The following is a 14,192-nucleotide window of genomic DNA, read 5'->3' on the forward strand; positions in this document are numbered from 1 at the left end:
GCACGGGCTACGATCAGGACGACATGAGCCGCAACGACCCCGGCACCCGCCGCGCCACGATCTCGGACGTCGCCCGCGAGGCCGGCGTCTCACCGTCGACGGCGTCCGTCGTGTTCAGCGGCAAGACCCCGGTCTCGGACGCGACCCGTCGTCGCGTGCTCGATGCCGCCGCCGCCCTCGGCTACACCGGGCCAGACCCCCGCGCGGCATCGCTGCGACGCGGCCGCTCGGGCATCGTCGGGGTGGTCTTCGAGGAGCACCTCGGCCAGGCCTTCCTCGACCCCGTGAAGACGCTCATGATGGACGGCCTCGCCGACGCGGTCACCCCGCTCGGAGCCGGGCTGCTGCTGCTGCGCGACCACGAGCCTGCGGCGACCGACATGGTTCCCGGTGCCGGTCCGTCGCTCACCACCGCTCCGCTGGACGCCGCCGTGCTGATCGGCTGCAGCGGCATGCTCCGCGAGTCTCTCGAGATGGTCAAGGCGCGCGGCATCCCCGTGGTCGTGATCGAGGGCGACGCCGGCGGCGACGTGCCCCGCATCGACCTCGACAACCGCGAAGCGCAGCGCCAGCTCGCCAGCCACCTGCGGGCGCTCGGCCACCGCCGCGTCGCGGTCGTCACCCTCCCGGCGCGCGTGGACTGGGAGCGCGCCTGGATCGGCGACGACACCGCGATCACGGTCGACGTCACGCGCGAGCGGCTGGCCGGAGCGCTGGACGTGTTCCCCGACGCTCCCGCATACGCCGCCGCCGGAAGCTTCATCGACGAGGGTCTCGCCGCGGGCCGGGAGATCTTCGCCGACCCCGAGCGCCGGCCGACAGCCGTGCTCGCGCAGAGCGACCTGCTCGCTGCGGGAGTGATCCGCGCCGCCGAGGAGGCGGGGCTGCGCGTGCCCGAAGACGTCAGCGTCACCGGCTTCGACGGCATCGTCGTGGACGGCCTCGCGCCGTACGACCTCACCACCGCCGTGCAGCCGGCCACGGACAAGGGCCGGGCCGCGGGCGCCGCCGTCGCCGCGATGCTGGAGGGCCGGCCCGCCGCATCCATCCGCTTCACGTGCACGTTCCGCGAGGGGAACACGTCCGGTCCCGCGCCGGAGTGATCCCGGGGCTGCGCCGCCCCGGCGGTTGAGAGCGCGACATCACCGCCGGTCGTCGGGCGAGCGAGGGGTGTCCGGTTCAGGAACGCTGCGGGCCGATCGGCAGCAAGAGGTCGCCGAAGTCGGCGATCGTGTAGCGACCGCATGAGGTGAGCTCGGCGTCCGACGGGCTCACGCCGGCGGGCAGCTCGAACGCGGGCGACTGCGCATCCATCACGAGGAACGTCACCTCGCCCACCGCGAAGTCGTCGCGGTTCACGAGCCACGCGTAGCCGCGCAGCTGGTGGTCGACCTGCACGAGCCCGCGCGGGTCGGCGAGGTGCGTCTTGGGCAGCCTCACCGTCCAGAACTGCCCGGCGCCGGTGCGCCCCGACTGCTCGGCCCAGCGCACGACGCAATCGAGGTCGGTATCGGGGGAGGTCGCAGCGGTCACCAGCGAAGGGATGCCGAGTCCCACGGCCGCCACCAGGGCCAGCGCGGCCGCCCCGACCGCCGGCATCAGTCGTGTCACCGGGATCCGGTCCGGCAGCAGTCCCGGCACCACGGTGAGTGCGAGCAGCGGCGCGAACACGGCGGGCTGCAGGTACCGAGCCGCATGCGTGCCGAGCGCGACCGCGCCGACGATCACGAGGAGCGGTATGACCCAGCCGCACGCGGCGACGACGGCCGCGCCGGACGTGCCCCGACGCGCCAGCAGCACGGTGGCCACGATGCTCCAGGCCCACAGCAGCACGAGGAGGAGAATGGATGCCGCCCCCCAAGGCTCACGCCATCGGTCCGCGAGCAGTGCGCCGTAATAGTCGAGCGAGGCGAGCCACTGCGAGGGATCGATGTAGCCGGCGCCGGTGTTCGCGATGAGGTGGGCGAGCGGCATCCTGGCGAGGTAGCCGATGACCGATCCCGCGACGAGCGCCCCGGCCGGCCACCACGCGTCAGGGCGGCGCAGCGCGACGATCACCAGCACCGCGCCGAGCGGGACTGTCGCCCACGCCGCGAACAGCGGATTGGTGAGGACGGATGCCGCGGCCACGAGCGCGAGCGCCGCGACGAGGCCCCGCGCCGCGGGCGTTCCACGTGAAACATCGGGGCGATCGAGTGCGCGGCGCGCGAGGCCGACCGCCAGCACGACAGCCACGACCGTCGCGCTGTAGTACGTCGTGGTGGTGAGAAGCGAGGCGAGTTCGAGCGCATCACGCGATGGCGAGCCCTCGGTCGCCGCGAGCAGCGCGAACCCCGCCAGTGCGAGCAGGGCGCCGGCGATGGGGGCGCGGGTGCGCGCCGATCCCGCGGCGACGCGCAGCGCCCCGTAGAGCGCGAGCACGTTGACGACGCCGGCGAGGGCGAGCGTGCCGTTGATGCCGAGGCCCAGGAGCGACAGCATCCAGAGCACGGCGATCTCGGGCAGGAACAGCACCGACGACATCGCCCAGTCCTGCGGCTGGCCGATCGCGAGCGAGTGCACGACCAGGGTGGTCACGAGCGAATCGCCGTCGCGGAACAGCAGTTCCGACCGCGGGGACGCCGCGACCACGGCCACCGCGGTGATCGCGACGGCGGCGGCGACCGCCCAGCCCAGCAGCTCCCGCGTCCACCGCGGCACCTCACCGCGTCGACGGGTCTCAATGCCACTCACCCTGACACTCTGGCACGGCGCGGGCCGCCGGCATCCATTCTGTTCGTTCGTCACCTGTGCACGCGAAACAGCCCGAAAACCGTGCACAGGTGACGAACGAACAGGGGGTGAAGGGCGGCGATATCCGAGGTGCGGGCGCGAGCCGAGGCGATGCGCCCCGTAGAATGGACTCAGACACCCCGATCGCCATGGTCTGCCGTCCTGCCCGGACGCCCGCCGGCCGACGACCCCGAGGAGGCCATGGATGCTCCTCGTGCTCGGCGCGTTCGCGGTCCTCCCGCTCCTGCTCCCGTGGTTCGTGTCGCGCATCGGGGCTCGGGCGTTCTACATCGCCGCGATCCTGCCGATAGCCGGCTTCGTGCATGCCGCGCTGCTCTCCCCGGCAGTCATGGCCGGAGACATTCCGTTCGAGACATACGCCTGGATCCCGTCGCTGCACATCGACCTGTCGATGCGCATGGACACACTGTCGTGGCTCATGACGCTCGTCGTCACGGGTGTCGGCGCGCTCGTGATGATCTACTGCCGCTGGTACTTCCGGGGCAAGCGCGAGAACCTCGGGCAGTTCGCTGCCGTGCTGCTGGCGTTCGCCGGTGCCATGTACGGGCTCGTCCTCACCGACGACCTCGTCGTGCTGGTGATGTTCTGGGAGATCACGAGCGTCCTGTCGTACCTGCTCATCGGCTACTACAACGGCCGCGCAGCCAGTCGACGCGCCGCGCTGCAGGCGCTGCTGGTCACCACGCTCGGCGGTCTCGTGATGCTGATCGGCGTCGTGCTGCTGGTCGTGGATGCCGGCACGTCGAGCATCTCGCAGATCCTCGCCGACGCACCCACAGGCGGCGTCGTGAATGCCGCGCTGGTGATGATCCTCGTCGGCGCGCTCAGCAAGTCGGCGATCTTCCCGTTCCACTTCTGGCTTCCCGGCGCGATGGCCGCGCCGACACCGGTCAGCGCCTACCTGCACGCCGCGGCGATGGTCAAGGCCGGCATCTACCTCATCGCCCGCTTCGCGCCGGTGTTCGCGATCGCCGCACCGTGGCGCCCGATCGTCGTCGCGCTCGGCGTGTTCACGATGCTGCTGGGCGGCTTCCAGGCACTGCGCGAGACAGACCTCAAGCGCGTGCTCGCGTTCGGCACGGTGAGCCAGCTCGGCATGCTCACCGTCGTGCTCGGGTACGGGACGAGGGATGCCGCCCTCGCCGGTCTCGCGCTGCTGCTGAGCCATGCGCTGTTCAAGTCGGCGCTGTTCCTCGTCGTCGGCGTCATCGACCGGCAGCTGTCGACGCGAGATCTGACCGAGCTCTCGGGCGTCGGACGCCAGGCGCCGGTCATGACGACCTTCTCGATCATCGCGGTGGCCTCGATGGTCGGGGTCATCCCGACGATCGGCTTCGTCGCGAAGGAGGGCGCACTGGCCGCGCTCCTGGACGAGGCGATGGGCGGCGCGGTGTGGGGCATCGTCGCCGTGGCGGGGATCGCCCTGGGCTCGGTGCTCACGGCGGGCTACGGCATCCGGTTCCTGTGGGGCGCCTTCGCGACCAAGCGCGACGCGGCGGGCGACCGCCTGCCCGACACGGAGTGGCCCGATCCGCCGATCGGCTTCCTCGTCGCACCCATCGTGCTGTCGGGGCTGACGCTGGTCGCGGGAGTCGCGGCGCCGTGGCTCGACAAGGTGTTCGCGCCCTACGCCGACACCGCCCCCGCGTCGACGCCGGGGGTGCCGGCGCCCGAGCACGCAGCGCACCTCGCGCTGTGGCACGGGCTCGAGCCGGCGCTGTGGATCTCGCTCGCCTCCATCGCCCTCGGCGCCGTCGTGTTCTGGCTGACGCACGGCTGGCGGCCCGCGAAGCGTCTGCTGCCCTTCACGGCGGCCGACGCGTACAACGGCACGCTCCGTGCCATCGCGCGCCTGTCGGTGGTCGTCACCGGCCTCACCCAGCGCGGCTCGCTGCCGGTGTACGTCGGCACGATCTTCGTCGTGTTCGTCGCCGCCGAGGCCACGGCGCTGCTCGCGGGCGACGAGTGGCGCGCACAGCTGGACGCGTACCAGACCCCGATGCAGCTGTTCGTCGCGCCCATCATGATCGCCGCGGGCCTCATCGCCATCCGCGCCCGCAAGCGGTACACGGGCGTCGTGCTGGTGTCGGTGACGGGCCTCGGCATGGTCCTGCTGTTCGCGACGAGCGGCGCCCCCGACCTCGCGCTCACCCAGATCCTCGTCGAGACGGTGACGCTCGTGGCCTTCGCGCTCGTGCTCCGCCGCATCCCGTCGCGCATGGGCGAGCACAACGCCTCGGTGTGGCCGGTCGCGCGGGCGGTGCTCGGCGCCGCCGTGGGCCTCACGATGGCCGTCGTCGCGATCGTGGCCACGAGCGCCCGCGTCGAGAAGCCGATCTCGGAGCGCTTCCCCGACCTCGCGTACGAGCTGGGCCATGGCAAGAACGTCGTCAACGTCGCCCTCGTCGACCTGCGCGGCTGGGACACGATGGGCGAGCTGTCGGTGCTGATCCTCGCCGCGACGGGTGTGGCATCCCTCGTGTTCGTCACGCATCGCGCCGACACGCTGTCGCGGGCGATCTCGTCGCTGCCGACGGGCGCCACCCGTTCCCGGCGGCCGCTCGTCGAGACGTCGGACGGTCTGCGGCAGCGCGGCGACGCGAGCGGCAGCGGCCGCACGGCATGGCTCGTCGGTGGGCAGCGCGTGCGGCCCGAGAACCGGTCGATCATGCTCGAGGTGATCGTGCGGATCCTGTTCCACACGATCATCATCGTGTCGCTGTACCTGCTGTTCGCCGGCCACAACCTGCCCGGCGGCGGCTTCGCCGGCGGACTCGTCGCCGGAATGGCCCTGGTCATGCGGTATATCGCCGGCGGCAGGTACGAGCTCGGCGCCGCCGCGCCCACCGACGCCGGACGCCTGCTCGGCACCGGCATGACGATCGCGGTCGCGTGCGCCGTCGTGCCGGTGTTCTTCGGCGACCAGCCGCTCACGAGCTACTTCTGGGATGCGGACATCCCGGTGCTCGGTCACGTCGAGTTCGTGACGTCGACGCTGTTCGACATCGGCGTATACCTCGTCGTCATCGGCCTCGTGCTCGACGTGCTGCGCAGCCTCGGCGCCGAGGTGGACCGTCAGGCGCTCGCCCTTCGACAAGCTCAGGGACCGGAAGGGGCTCAGGGACCGGGTTCGCAGGAGGAGGTGAGCGTGCCGTGAACGTGTCGCTCATCCTCATCATCGTGATGGCCGTGCTCTTCGCGTGCGGCGTGTACGCGATGCTCGAGCGCAGCCTGACGCGCGTGCTCATCGGCTTCCTGCTGCTCGGCAACGCGACCAACCTGCTGCTGCTCATCGTCATGGGCGCTCCCGGGGTCGCGCCGTTCTTCGGGGCGGCGAAGGACGTCGAGGACCTGTCGGACCCGCTGCCGCAGGCGCTGACCCTGACCGCGATCGTCATCACGTTCGCGGTGTCGGCGTTCCTGCTCGCGCTCATCTACCGCTCGTGGCAGCTCGGCCAGGCCGACACCGTGACCGACGACGAGGCCGATCTCGAGGTGCGCGAGCGCGGAGCGCTCGCCGAGGACGCGATCGACGAAGAGATCGAGATCGAGGACGCCGACGACGAGACCACCACCGACTTCGTCGGCACGGCCACGGCGCCCATCACGATCCTCGGCGCCCGCGACTTCGCGGGGCTCCGCGACGATGCGCCGGTCGACCGCCCCGAACAGGGCGGAGGGATGCCGGCCGCCACCCGGACCGCTGCGGACACCACGGGTGACGGCATCCATTCCGATGACGGCATACGTGACGACGCCACACGCGACGAGAGGGGCGACGAATGAATCTGACGACCATCGCCCCCGCGCTCGTCCCGCTGCTGGTGACGCTGCCGCTGCTCGGTGCGGCGATCGCTCTCATCGCCGGCCGCCACCGCCGGACGCAGGTCGTCGTGTCGGTCGTCACGCTGACCGCCGTGCTCGTGATCGCGGCGATCCTGCTGTACGTCGTCGACACCGGCGACCAGCCGATCGCAGTGTCGGTGGGCGGATGGCCGATCCCGTTCGGCATCGTGCTGTACGTCGACCGGCTGTCGGCGCTGCTGGTGGTGGTCTCGAGCGTCGTGCTGCTCGCGGTCCTGCTGTTCTCGATCGGCCAGGGCGCCGCGGACGGCGACGACGACACTCCCGTCTCGATCTTCCACCCGTCGTACCTGATCCTCGGGGCGGGCATCTTCAACGCGTTCATCGCGGGCGACCTGTTCAACCTGTACGTCGGATTCGAGATCCTGCTCGTCGCCTCGTACGTGCTCATCACCCTCGGGTCGACCGAGTCGCGCATCCGCACCGGCGTCGTCTACATCGTCGTGTCGCTGGTGTCGTCGATCCTCTTCCTCGCCGCGATCGCGATGATCTACGGCGCGCTCGGCACCGTCAACATGGTGCAGATCTCGGAGCGCATGGGCGAGCTGCCGCAGCAGACGCAGCTCGTGCTGCACCTCATGCTGCTGCTCGCGTTCAGCATCAAGGCCGCCGTCTTCCCGCTCTCGTTCTGGCTGCCCGACTCGTACCCGACGGCGCCGGCACCGGTCACTGCGGTGTTCGCGGGCCTGCTGACCAAGGTCGGCGTGTACGCGATCATCCGCACCGAGACCGAGATGTTCCTCGACAACGACGTGAACATGCTGCTCATGTTCGTCGCGCTGGCGACCATGATCGTCGGCGTGCTGGGCGCTGTCGCGCAGGCAGAGCTCAAACGCATCCTGTCGTTCACGCTCGTGAGCCATGTCGGCTACATGATCTTCGGGCTCGCGATCGCGACGCCCGCGGCGATCGGCGCGACGATCTACTACATGGTCCACCACATCGTGGTGCAGACCACCCTGTTCCTCGCCGTCGGCCTCGTGGAGCGAAGAGCCGGATCCACGTCGATCCTGCGGGTCAAGGGCCTCATGAAGGCCGCGCCGGTGATCGCCGTGCTGTACTTCATCCCCGCGATCAACCTCGGCGGCCTGCCGCCCTTCTCGGGCTTCATCGGCAAATACGCCCTGTTCGATGCGGCCGCGCAGGTGGGCACGCCGATCATGATCGTGCTGATGGTGGGCGGCATCGTCACCTCGCTGCTCACCCTCTACGCGCTCATGCGCGCGTGGAACCTGTCGTTCTGGCGCGAGGACGAGGACTCGGCCGAGACCGAGGCGCGCATCTCGTACCTCGGCGCCGCACCCGCCGGCGTCGAGACCGAGCGTCGCGTGATCCCCAAGATCATGACCGCCGCGACCACGGGCATGGTGGCCATCACAGTGGCGCTGACGGTGTTCGCCGGGCCCCTCTACGACGTGTGCAACCGCATCGGCGAGGCGCTCCTGCAGCCGGTGTCGCTCACGCAGCTGCAGGACGACTCGTCCGGGACGGAGAAGGCGCCGTGAGCCCCGACCCGCCCCAGAGCCGCTTGCGCCGCGCGGTCGCCACGGCGTGGCGCCAGCTGCCGTTCTTCGTGTGGCTGATCGCCCTGTGGATGCTGCTGTGGGGCCAGTTCACGTGGCTCGCGTTGCTCACCGGGCTCATCGCGGCGCTGATCGTCACGCGCGTGTTCCGTCTGCCGCCGGTGGAGCTGTCCGGCCGCGTCAACCTGTGGTGGGGCCTCGTCTTCGTGGTCGAGTTCCTCGTCGCGGTGGTGCAGGGCTCGCTCACCGTCGCGTGGCAGGTGCTCGACTTCCGTCACCGCCCCGGCACGGCGATCATCGCGGTGCACCTCGTGACCGACGACGACCTGATCATGACGCACGTCGGCGTGACGGCATCCCTCATCCCGGGCTCTCTCATCGTCGAGACCGACCGCGATCGGCGCATCCTGTACCTGCACGTGATCGGCGTGCACGACGACGCCGACGTCGAGAAGCAGCGCGCCAGCGTGCACCACTGGGAGGAGCGGATCGTCCGCGCCGTCGGCTCGCGCGCCCAGGTCGAGGCGATGAGGGATGCCGCACGCCGGCGCTCCACGACCGTCGGAGGGGGTGCGCGATGAACGTGCTGCTGATCGCGATCTATGTGATCTTCGGGATCGCCGCGCTGCTGACGCTGTGGCGCATCGTCATCGGGCCGTCGATCCTCGACAGGGCCGTGGCATCCGACGTCCTGCTCACCGAGGTGATGTGCGTGCTGGGCGCCGAGATGGCGATCAACCACCACACGCGCACGCTGCCGGTATTGCTCATCATCGCCGCGGTGGGCGTGTTCGGGTCGATCTCGATCGCGCGGTTCGTCGCGAGAAGGGACCAGGAACGCTGATGGATGCCGCACTCGACGTCGCCGCTCTGATCCTGATCCTCATCGGGGCCCTGCTGTGCCTGACCGCCGCCATCGGCGTGCTGCGGTTCCGCGACGTGCCCACCCGCCTGCACGCGGCGACCAAGCCGCAGGTGCTCGGCTTGATCCTCATCTGCCTCGCGGTCGCGCTGTCGCTGCGGTCGTGGCCGGTGGTCGCGTTCCTCGTGCCGGTGGTGCTGATCCAGCTGGCGACGGCGCCGCTGTCGGCGCACATGGTGGGACGCCAGGCGTACCGCAACGGCACGATCGACGAGGCGTCGCTGCACGTCGACGAGCTCGCCGAGTCCAAGCGCACGCCCCCCGCATCGGGCGGCTGAGGCGCGCGCCCGGCGAGAGCCGCTTAGGCTGGCCCGGTGACGACACCGCTGGATGAGGGCCCGTTCTTCCACGGCACGAAGGCAGACCTGCGCGAGGGCGAGCTGCTGACCGCCGGGTTCCGCTCGAACTACCGGCCCGAGATCGTGATGAACCACATCTACTTCACCGCGCTGCGCGACGGGGCCGGGCTGGCGGCGGAGCTCGCCGCCGGCGACGGCGAGCCGCGCGTCTACCTCGTGGAGCCGACCGGTCCGTTCGAGGACGACCCGAACGTCACCGACAAGAAGTTCCCGGGCAACCCGACGCGGTCGTACCGGAGCACGGAGCCGCTGCGGGTCGTCGGCGAGGTCGTGGACTGGGCGCGGCTCACGCCCGAGGCGCTGCAGCAGTGGCGTGACCGCCTGGCCGAACTGGCCGCGGACGAGCGGGGCGCGATCATCAACTGACGGGCCGCGCCGCCCGTCAGGACCGGCGCTCGGTGAGGTGCACCTCGACCTCGTCGCCGTCGGTCTTGCCGATCGCCCGGCGGATGCCCGAGGCGATGGGCAGCTTGTGGGTGCCGTCGCCGAGCGCCATGAATGCGCCGTCGAAGGGGTGGCCGTCGACCGTACCCGACACCTTGACGAGCCCGCGGGTGCCGAAGATCGTTGCAGAGTCAGGCAGCTGCACGCACGTCCAGGTGTCGCCTTCGCGCACCTTGCCGAGCGTGGCGGTGAAGCGGATGTCGAGCGGTCCGGTCGTGCGAGCCATGGCGTCCTCCGTCGGTGCGTCCGTCACGAGTATGTCTCGCGGCGGTCCCTCACGGGGATGACGATCGGGTGGCGCCCTGATCGACAGCGGCCGGGCGCATCGTCTCGCCGGCCGCGGCGGCGAGCTCGCCGGCCGTGCGCGCGATCGTGCGCTGCATCACCGCCACGGCCGAGGTCGGGGCCATGTCGGCGGGACGCGCCAGGCTGATCGTGCGGGTGAGGGTGGAGTCGCGCAGCCGCACCGCACGCAGGCCCGGCCGCTCGACGAGGACCATCGCAGGGACGATGGCGACCCCGAGCCCGCGTTCGACGAATCGCAGGACGGCATCCATCTCGGCTCCCTCGACGGCCGCGCGCGGTGTCAGTCCCGCGGCACGGAATGCCGCGTCGGTCGCGGCGCGGAGGTCGTAGGCGCGGCTGAACACGACCTGCGGCAGCGCAGCGACGTCGGCGAGCTCTATGGCATCGCCCGCCGTCACCGGCGGAGCGCCGCTGGACGAGATCACGACGAGCTCCTCGACCAGCAGCGGGGTCACGGTGAAGCGCTCGGGTGGCGCGGAGTCGGATGTCGTGACGAGCGCGAGGTCGAGCTCGCCCGCGCCGAGCTCTTCGAGCAGCCGTCGCGACCCATGCTCCGAGATCTGCAGCTCGATGGCGGGGTGCGCGGCGTGAAAGGCGGTGAAGACCTCGGCGACGAGGCTCACGCACAGGGTCGGTGTCGCGCCGAGCCGCACGCGGCCGCGCTGCAGCCCCGCCAGCTCGGCGAGCTCACGGCGCACCGAGTCGGCGTCGGCGAGCATGCGGCGCGCGAGGGGGAGCAGCGACTCGCCGGCGACGGTGAGCGTGCTCCCGGCTCGGGCGCGGTGGAAGAGCTCCATGCCGAGGTCCTGCTCCAGAGCCGTGATCTGGCGGCTCAGCGACGGCTGGGCCAGATGCAGGCGCTCGGCGGCACGTGTGAAGTTGCCCACCTGAGCCACCTCGACGAAGGCTTTGAGCTGCTCCAGATTCACATCCATAGCCTAACCGCATCGAGATGACCAACATTATGCATTGGAGTAATCGAAAGGATCGACCTAGCGTCTTCGTGTGACCCCCTCAGAACGTCAGCTGTCCACCACCGTCCTCGTCATCGGCACCGGAGGCTCGGGCCTGCGCGCGGCCATCGAGCTCGCCGAGGCGGGCGTCGACGTGCTCGCCCTCGGCAAGCGCCCGAAGTCTGACGCCCACACCTCGCTCGCCGCCGGCGGCATCAACGCGTCGCTGGCCACCATGGACCCCGAAGACACCTGGCAGCAGCACGCCGCCGACACCCTCAAAGAGAGCTACCTGCTCGCCAACCCCGAGACCGTCGAGGTCGTGACGAAGGGCGCCGCCCGAGGCATCGACGACCTGGAGCGCTACGGCATGCCGTTCGCCCGCGAGGACGACGGCCGCATCTCGCAGCGCTTCTTCGGCGCGCACACGTACCGCCGCACCGCCTTCGCGGGCGACTACACCGGCCTGGAGATCCAGCGCACGCTCGTGAACCGCGCCGCCCAGCTCAGGGTTCCGATCCTCGACACCGTCTACGTCACGCGCATCCTCGTGAATGACGACGGCGCCGTGTTCGGCGCGTACGGGTTCGACCTCGAAGACGGCACGCGCTACCTGATCCACGCGGATGCCGTCATCCTCGCCGCCGGCGGCCACAACCGCATCTGGCGCCGCACGTCGTCGCGCCGTGACGAGAACACCGGCGACTCGTTCCGCCTCGCCGTCGAGGCGGGCGGCAGGCTGCGCGACCCCGAGCTCGTGCAGTTCCACCCGAGCGGCATCATCGAGCCCGAGAACGCCGCCGGCACGCTGATCTCCGAAGCCGCGCGCGGCGAGGGCGGCATCCTGCGCAACGGGCTGGGCGAGCGGTTCATGCACAAGTACGACCCCGAGCGCCTCGAGCTGTCGACCCGTGACCGCGTCGCCCTCGCCTGCTACACCGAGATCAAGGAGGGCCGCGGCACCCCGAACGGCGGCGTGTGGCTCGACGTCTCGCACCTGCCCCGCGAGGTCATCATGACCCGCCTGCCCCGGGTGTACCAGACGATGCTCGAGCTGCAGATGCTCGACATCACGAAGGAGCCGATCGAGATCGCGCCGACGGCGCACTACTCGATGGGCGGCGTGTGGGTGCGCTCGTCGGACCACTCGACCGACGTGCCCGGCCTGTATGCGATCGGCGAGGCCTCGTCGGGTCTGCACGGCGCCAACCGCCTCGGCGGCAACTCGCTCATCGAGCTGCTCGTCTTCGGCCGCATCGTCGGCCAGGCGGCGGCCGCGTACTCGGCCGCCCTGCCCGCGCAGCAGCGCTCGGCGGCGTCGGTCGAGACGGCCCGGAGCGAGATCTCAGGCCTGCTGGCGGCATCCGGAACCGAGAACGTCCGCGCCCTGCAGCGCGCGATCCGCGATGTGATGACCGAGCACGCCGGCGTCGTGCGCGACGAGCAGGGGCTGCTCACGGGCCTCGCCGAGCTCGATGCGATCGAGGCGCGCATGGCCGACATCGGCGTGCACCCCGACATCGCAGGGTTCCACGACCTCGCGCACGCGTTCGACCTCAAGTCGGCGGCGCTCGCCGCCCGCGCGACCCTCGAAGCAGCTCTCGAACGGCGTGAGACGCGTGGATGCCACAACCGCAGCGACTACCCCGACCTGGATCCCGAGCTCCAGGTGAACCTGGTCTGGTCGCCCGAGACGGGTGTGGTGCGCGAGGCGATCCCGCCGATCCCGGACGAGATCGCCGCGCTCATGCGCGAGGTGTCGGTCGTCGGCAAGCTCGTCGAATAGGGGTCGATCGAACGTTCTTGGCCTGAGGTGTCCCAGATCGGAAGGTGCCGGACACTACTTAGCAGGGGCGTCGATTCGCATGACGCCCAAAACCGTACAAAGAAGTTCGGGTGCTGATCTGAGACAGGCAAGGTCGTCATCGAGTACGTCGGCAGCCTCGATGAGTCACTGCAGATGGACCGCCGGGCGGGTGACTACGCCGGGTCGATCGAACTGCGTTCAGTCGGGTCGCTGGATAGTGGTCTCGCGTACCGCGGCGGAATGATCACCGGCAGCTGCACGGCCGCATTCGTCGTTCGCTCAGGGTCGACGTACGGAATCACCGGAGCTGCACACTGCCCTGCGATCTCGATCTACGACGGTGCCAATTTCAGCCCGGTAGCTGTGCTTGCTTCGGGTAACGGAGACCTCCGATGGTCTGCGGCCACGTCGGGGTCGCCCTCCAACGCCTTTCAATACAGCCCTGGGGCGTTTCGATACGCGGACAGCGGCCTCAACCCTGGAGTAGGTACGGTGGTTTGCAAGTACGGGCGGACCACCGGCTATAACTGCAGCACGGTGTACGGCACCGGTTACTGCAATGCGGGCTATTGCGGCCTCTACGCATCGACAGAAAACATTGTTGTCTCAGGCGACAGCGGTGGACCGTGGTTCTACGGGAACGGCGCGAAGGGCATCTCAAATGGTTACGGCCCTGTCGGTGGCGCCACCCGGTCCTTCTTTACGAGAATTGGCGCTGTGAACCTACTGAACACGGTGGTCTTTACAGGGTGACCATGCGGCCGTGGGGTGCGCTCGTCCTGCTGCTTGCGGCAGGTGCCTTGGCGTCCTGCGCTGGCTCCCCGGAAGTTCTCGACAACGGAGCCGTGCAGGTAGCGGTGTATCCGGCACCTCAAGGCATTCTGGCGATCGCTCAACCAGCAGATGTCATCGATCTCGGCGACGGCTGCGTCGGAGTTGAGCTACCCGGGTACGACGAATCGCCCATGATTCTCGCTGTGCCGTTAGGGAGCACGCTTGATGCGGATGGCAACATCTCGGTCGTCACCCCTGACATTCTCGAACTCGACGAACCAACGTTCGCGGTCGGCGACCAGATCCATATGCAGGCCGCGCACATTTACAGGAAGGGCGAGCACGTGCCCGACGACGTGCTCATACCTGACGCCTGTCCGAGCGTTGGAGTGTGGTTGATGCTGCCGTATTCGACAGACCTCGGCGGGTGAGAACCCGGCGACTCTA

General features: G+C 69.9%; 13 protein-coding genes. 10 read left to right on the top strand and 3 right to left on the bottom strand.

Going from position 1 to position 14,192, the window contains the following annotated elements:
- Positions 1–23: 23 nt before the first annotated feature.
- Positions 24–1,103, top strand: coding sequence for a LacI family DNA-binding transcriptional regulator (locus tag ABEA46_RS10030; RefSeq protein WP_345544370.1), 1,080 nt, complete (start codon positions 24–26; stop codon positions 1,101–1,103).
- A gap of 76 nt (positions 1,104–1,179) precedes the next feature.
- Here the strand turns inward: ABEA46_RS10030 and ABEA46_RS10035 are convergent, their stop codons facing one another.
- Positions 1,180–2,733, bottom strand: coding sequence for a hypothetical protein (locus ABEA46_RS10035; protein ID WP_345544372.1), 1,554 nt, complete (start codon positions 2,731–2,733; stop codon positions 1,180–1,182).
- A gap of 244 nt (positions 2,734–2,977) precedes the next feature.
- On the opposite strand from ABEA46_RS10035, the gene ABEA46_RS10040 reads away from it, so the two are divergent.
- Genes ABEA46_RS10040 through arr form a run of 7 tightly spaced genes read left to right on the top strand, consistent with a single transcriptional unit; the run spans position 2,978 to position 9,827 of the window.
- Positions 2,978–5,950 carry a Na+/H+ antiporter subunit A gene (locus ABEA46_RS10040; protein WP_345544374.1) on the top strand — a complete coding sequence of 991 codons (2,973 nt, stop codon included), beginning with the start codon at positions 2,978–2,980 and terminating at the stop codon, positions 5,948–5,950.
- Positions 5,947–6,579, top strand: a complete 633-nt coding sequence (locus ABEA46_RS10045) for a Na(+)/H(+) antiporter subunit C (protein WP_345544376.1) — start codon at positions 5,947–5,949, stop codon at positions 6,577–6,579. Before ABEA46_RS10040 ends, ABEA46_RS10045 begins: the two co-directional genes overlap by 4 nt.
- A complete protein-coding gene (locus ABEA46_RS10050) occupies positions 6,576–8,162 on the top strand; it encodes a Na+/H+ antiporter subunit D (protein WP_345544378.1) in 1,587 nt (528 codons plus the stop codon). The genes ABEA46_RS10045 and ABEA46_RS10050 overlap by 4 nt, the downstream gene beginning before the upstream one ends.
- Positions 8,159–8,761, top strand: a complete 603-nt coding sequence (locus ABEA46_RS10055; RefSeq protein ID WP_345544380.1) for a Na+/H+ antiporter subunit E — start codon at positions 8,159–8,161, stop codon at positions 8,759–8,761. Before ABEA46_RS10050 ends, ABEA46_RS10055 begins: the two co-directional genes overlap by 4 nt.
- Positions 8,758–9,024, top strand: a complete 267-nt coding sequence (locus ABEA46_RS10060) for an MrpF/PhaF family protein (RefSeq protein WP_345544382.1) — start codon at positions 8,758–8,760, stop codon at positions 9,022–9,024. The genes ABEA46_RS10055 and ABEA46_RS10060 overlap by 4 nt, the downstream gene beginning before the upstream one ends.
- On the top strand, positions 9,024–9,380 hold the full coding sequence (gene mnhG, locus ABEA46_RS10065) for a monovalent cation/H(+) antiporter subunit G (protein WP_345544384.1): 357 nt from the start codon (positions 9,024–9,026) through the stop codon (positions 9,378–9,380). Before ABEA46_RS10060 ends, mnhG begins: the two co-directional genes overlap by 1 nt.
- Before the next feature lie 36 nt (positions 9,381–9,416).
- Complete coding sequence (gene arr / locus ABEA46_RS10070; protein ID WP_345544386.1) at positions 9,417–9,827, top strand: NAD(+)--rifampin ADP-ribosyltransferase; 411 nt, start codon at positions 9,417–9,419, stop codon at positions 9,825–9,827.
- 16 nt (positions 9,828–9,843) lie between these two features.
- Here the strand turns inward: arr and ABEA46_RS10075 are convergent, their stop codons facing one another.
- Both ABEA46_RS10075 and ABEA46_RS10080 read right to left on the bottom strand, forming a co-directional pair.
- The gene (locus ABEA46_RS10075) at positions 9,844–10,131 is read right to left on the bottom strand and encodes a DUF1905 domain-containing protein (protein WP_345544388.1); all 288 of its coding nucleotides are present in this window, start codon (positions 10,129–10,131) and stop codon (positions 9,844–9,846) included.
- Between the two features lie 49 nt (positions 10,132–10,180).
- Positions 10,181–11,146: a LysR family transcriptional regulator gene (locus ABEA46_RS10080; RefSeq protein WP_345544390.1), complete on the bottom strand. Its 966-nt coding sequence runs from the start codon at positions 11,144–11,146 to the stop codon at positions 10,181–10,183.
- Between the two features lie 70 nt (positions 11,147–11,216).
- Here ABEA46_RS10080 and ABEA46_RS10085 point away from each other — a divergent pair, with 70 nt between their 5' ends.
- Both ABEA46_RS10085 and ABEA46_RS10090 read left to right on the top strand, forming a co-directional pair.
- Positions 11,217–12,950, top strand: a complete 1,734-nt coding sequence (locus ABEA46_RS10085) for an L-aspartate oxidase (RefSeq protein WP_345544391.1) — start codon at positions 11,217–11,219, stop codon at positions 12,948–12,950.
- 770 nt (positions 12,951–13,720) lie between these two features.
- Positions 13,721–14,176, top strand: coding sequence for a hypothetical protein (locus tag ABEA46_RS10090; RefSeq protein ID WP_345544392.1), 456 nt, complete (start codon positions 13,721–13,723; stop codon positions 14,174–14,176).
- The last annotated feature ends 16 nt before the right edge of the window (positions 14,177–14,192 follow it).

The organism is Microbacterium jejuense (assembly GCF_039544225.1).
In the GTDB taxonomy this organism is placed as follows: Bacteria; Actinomycetota; Actinomycetes; order Actinomycetales; family Microbacteriaceae; genus Microbacterium; species Microbacterium jejuense.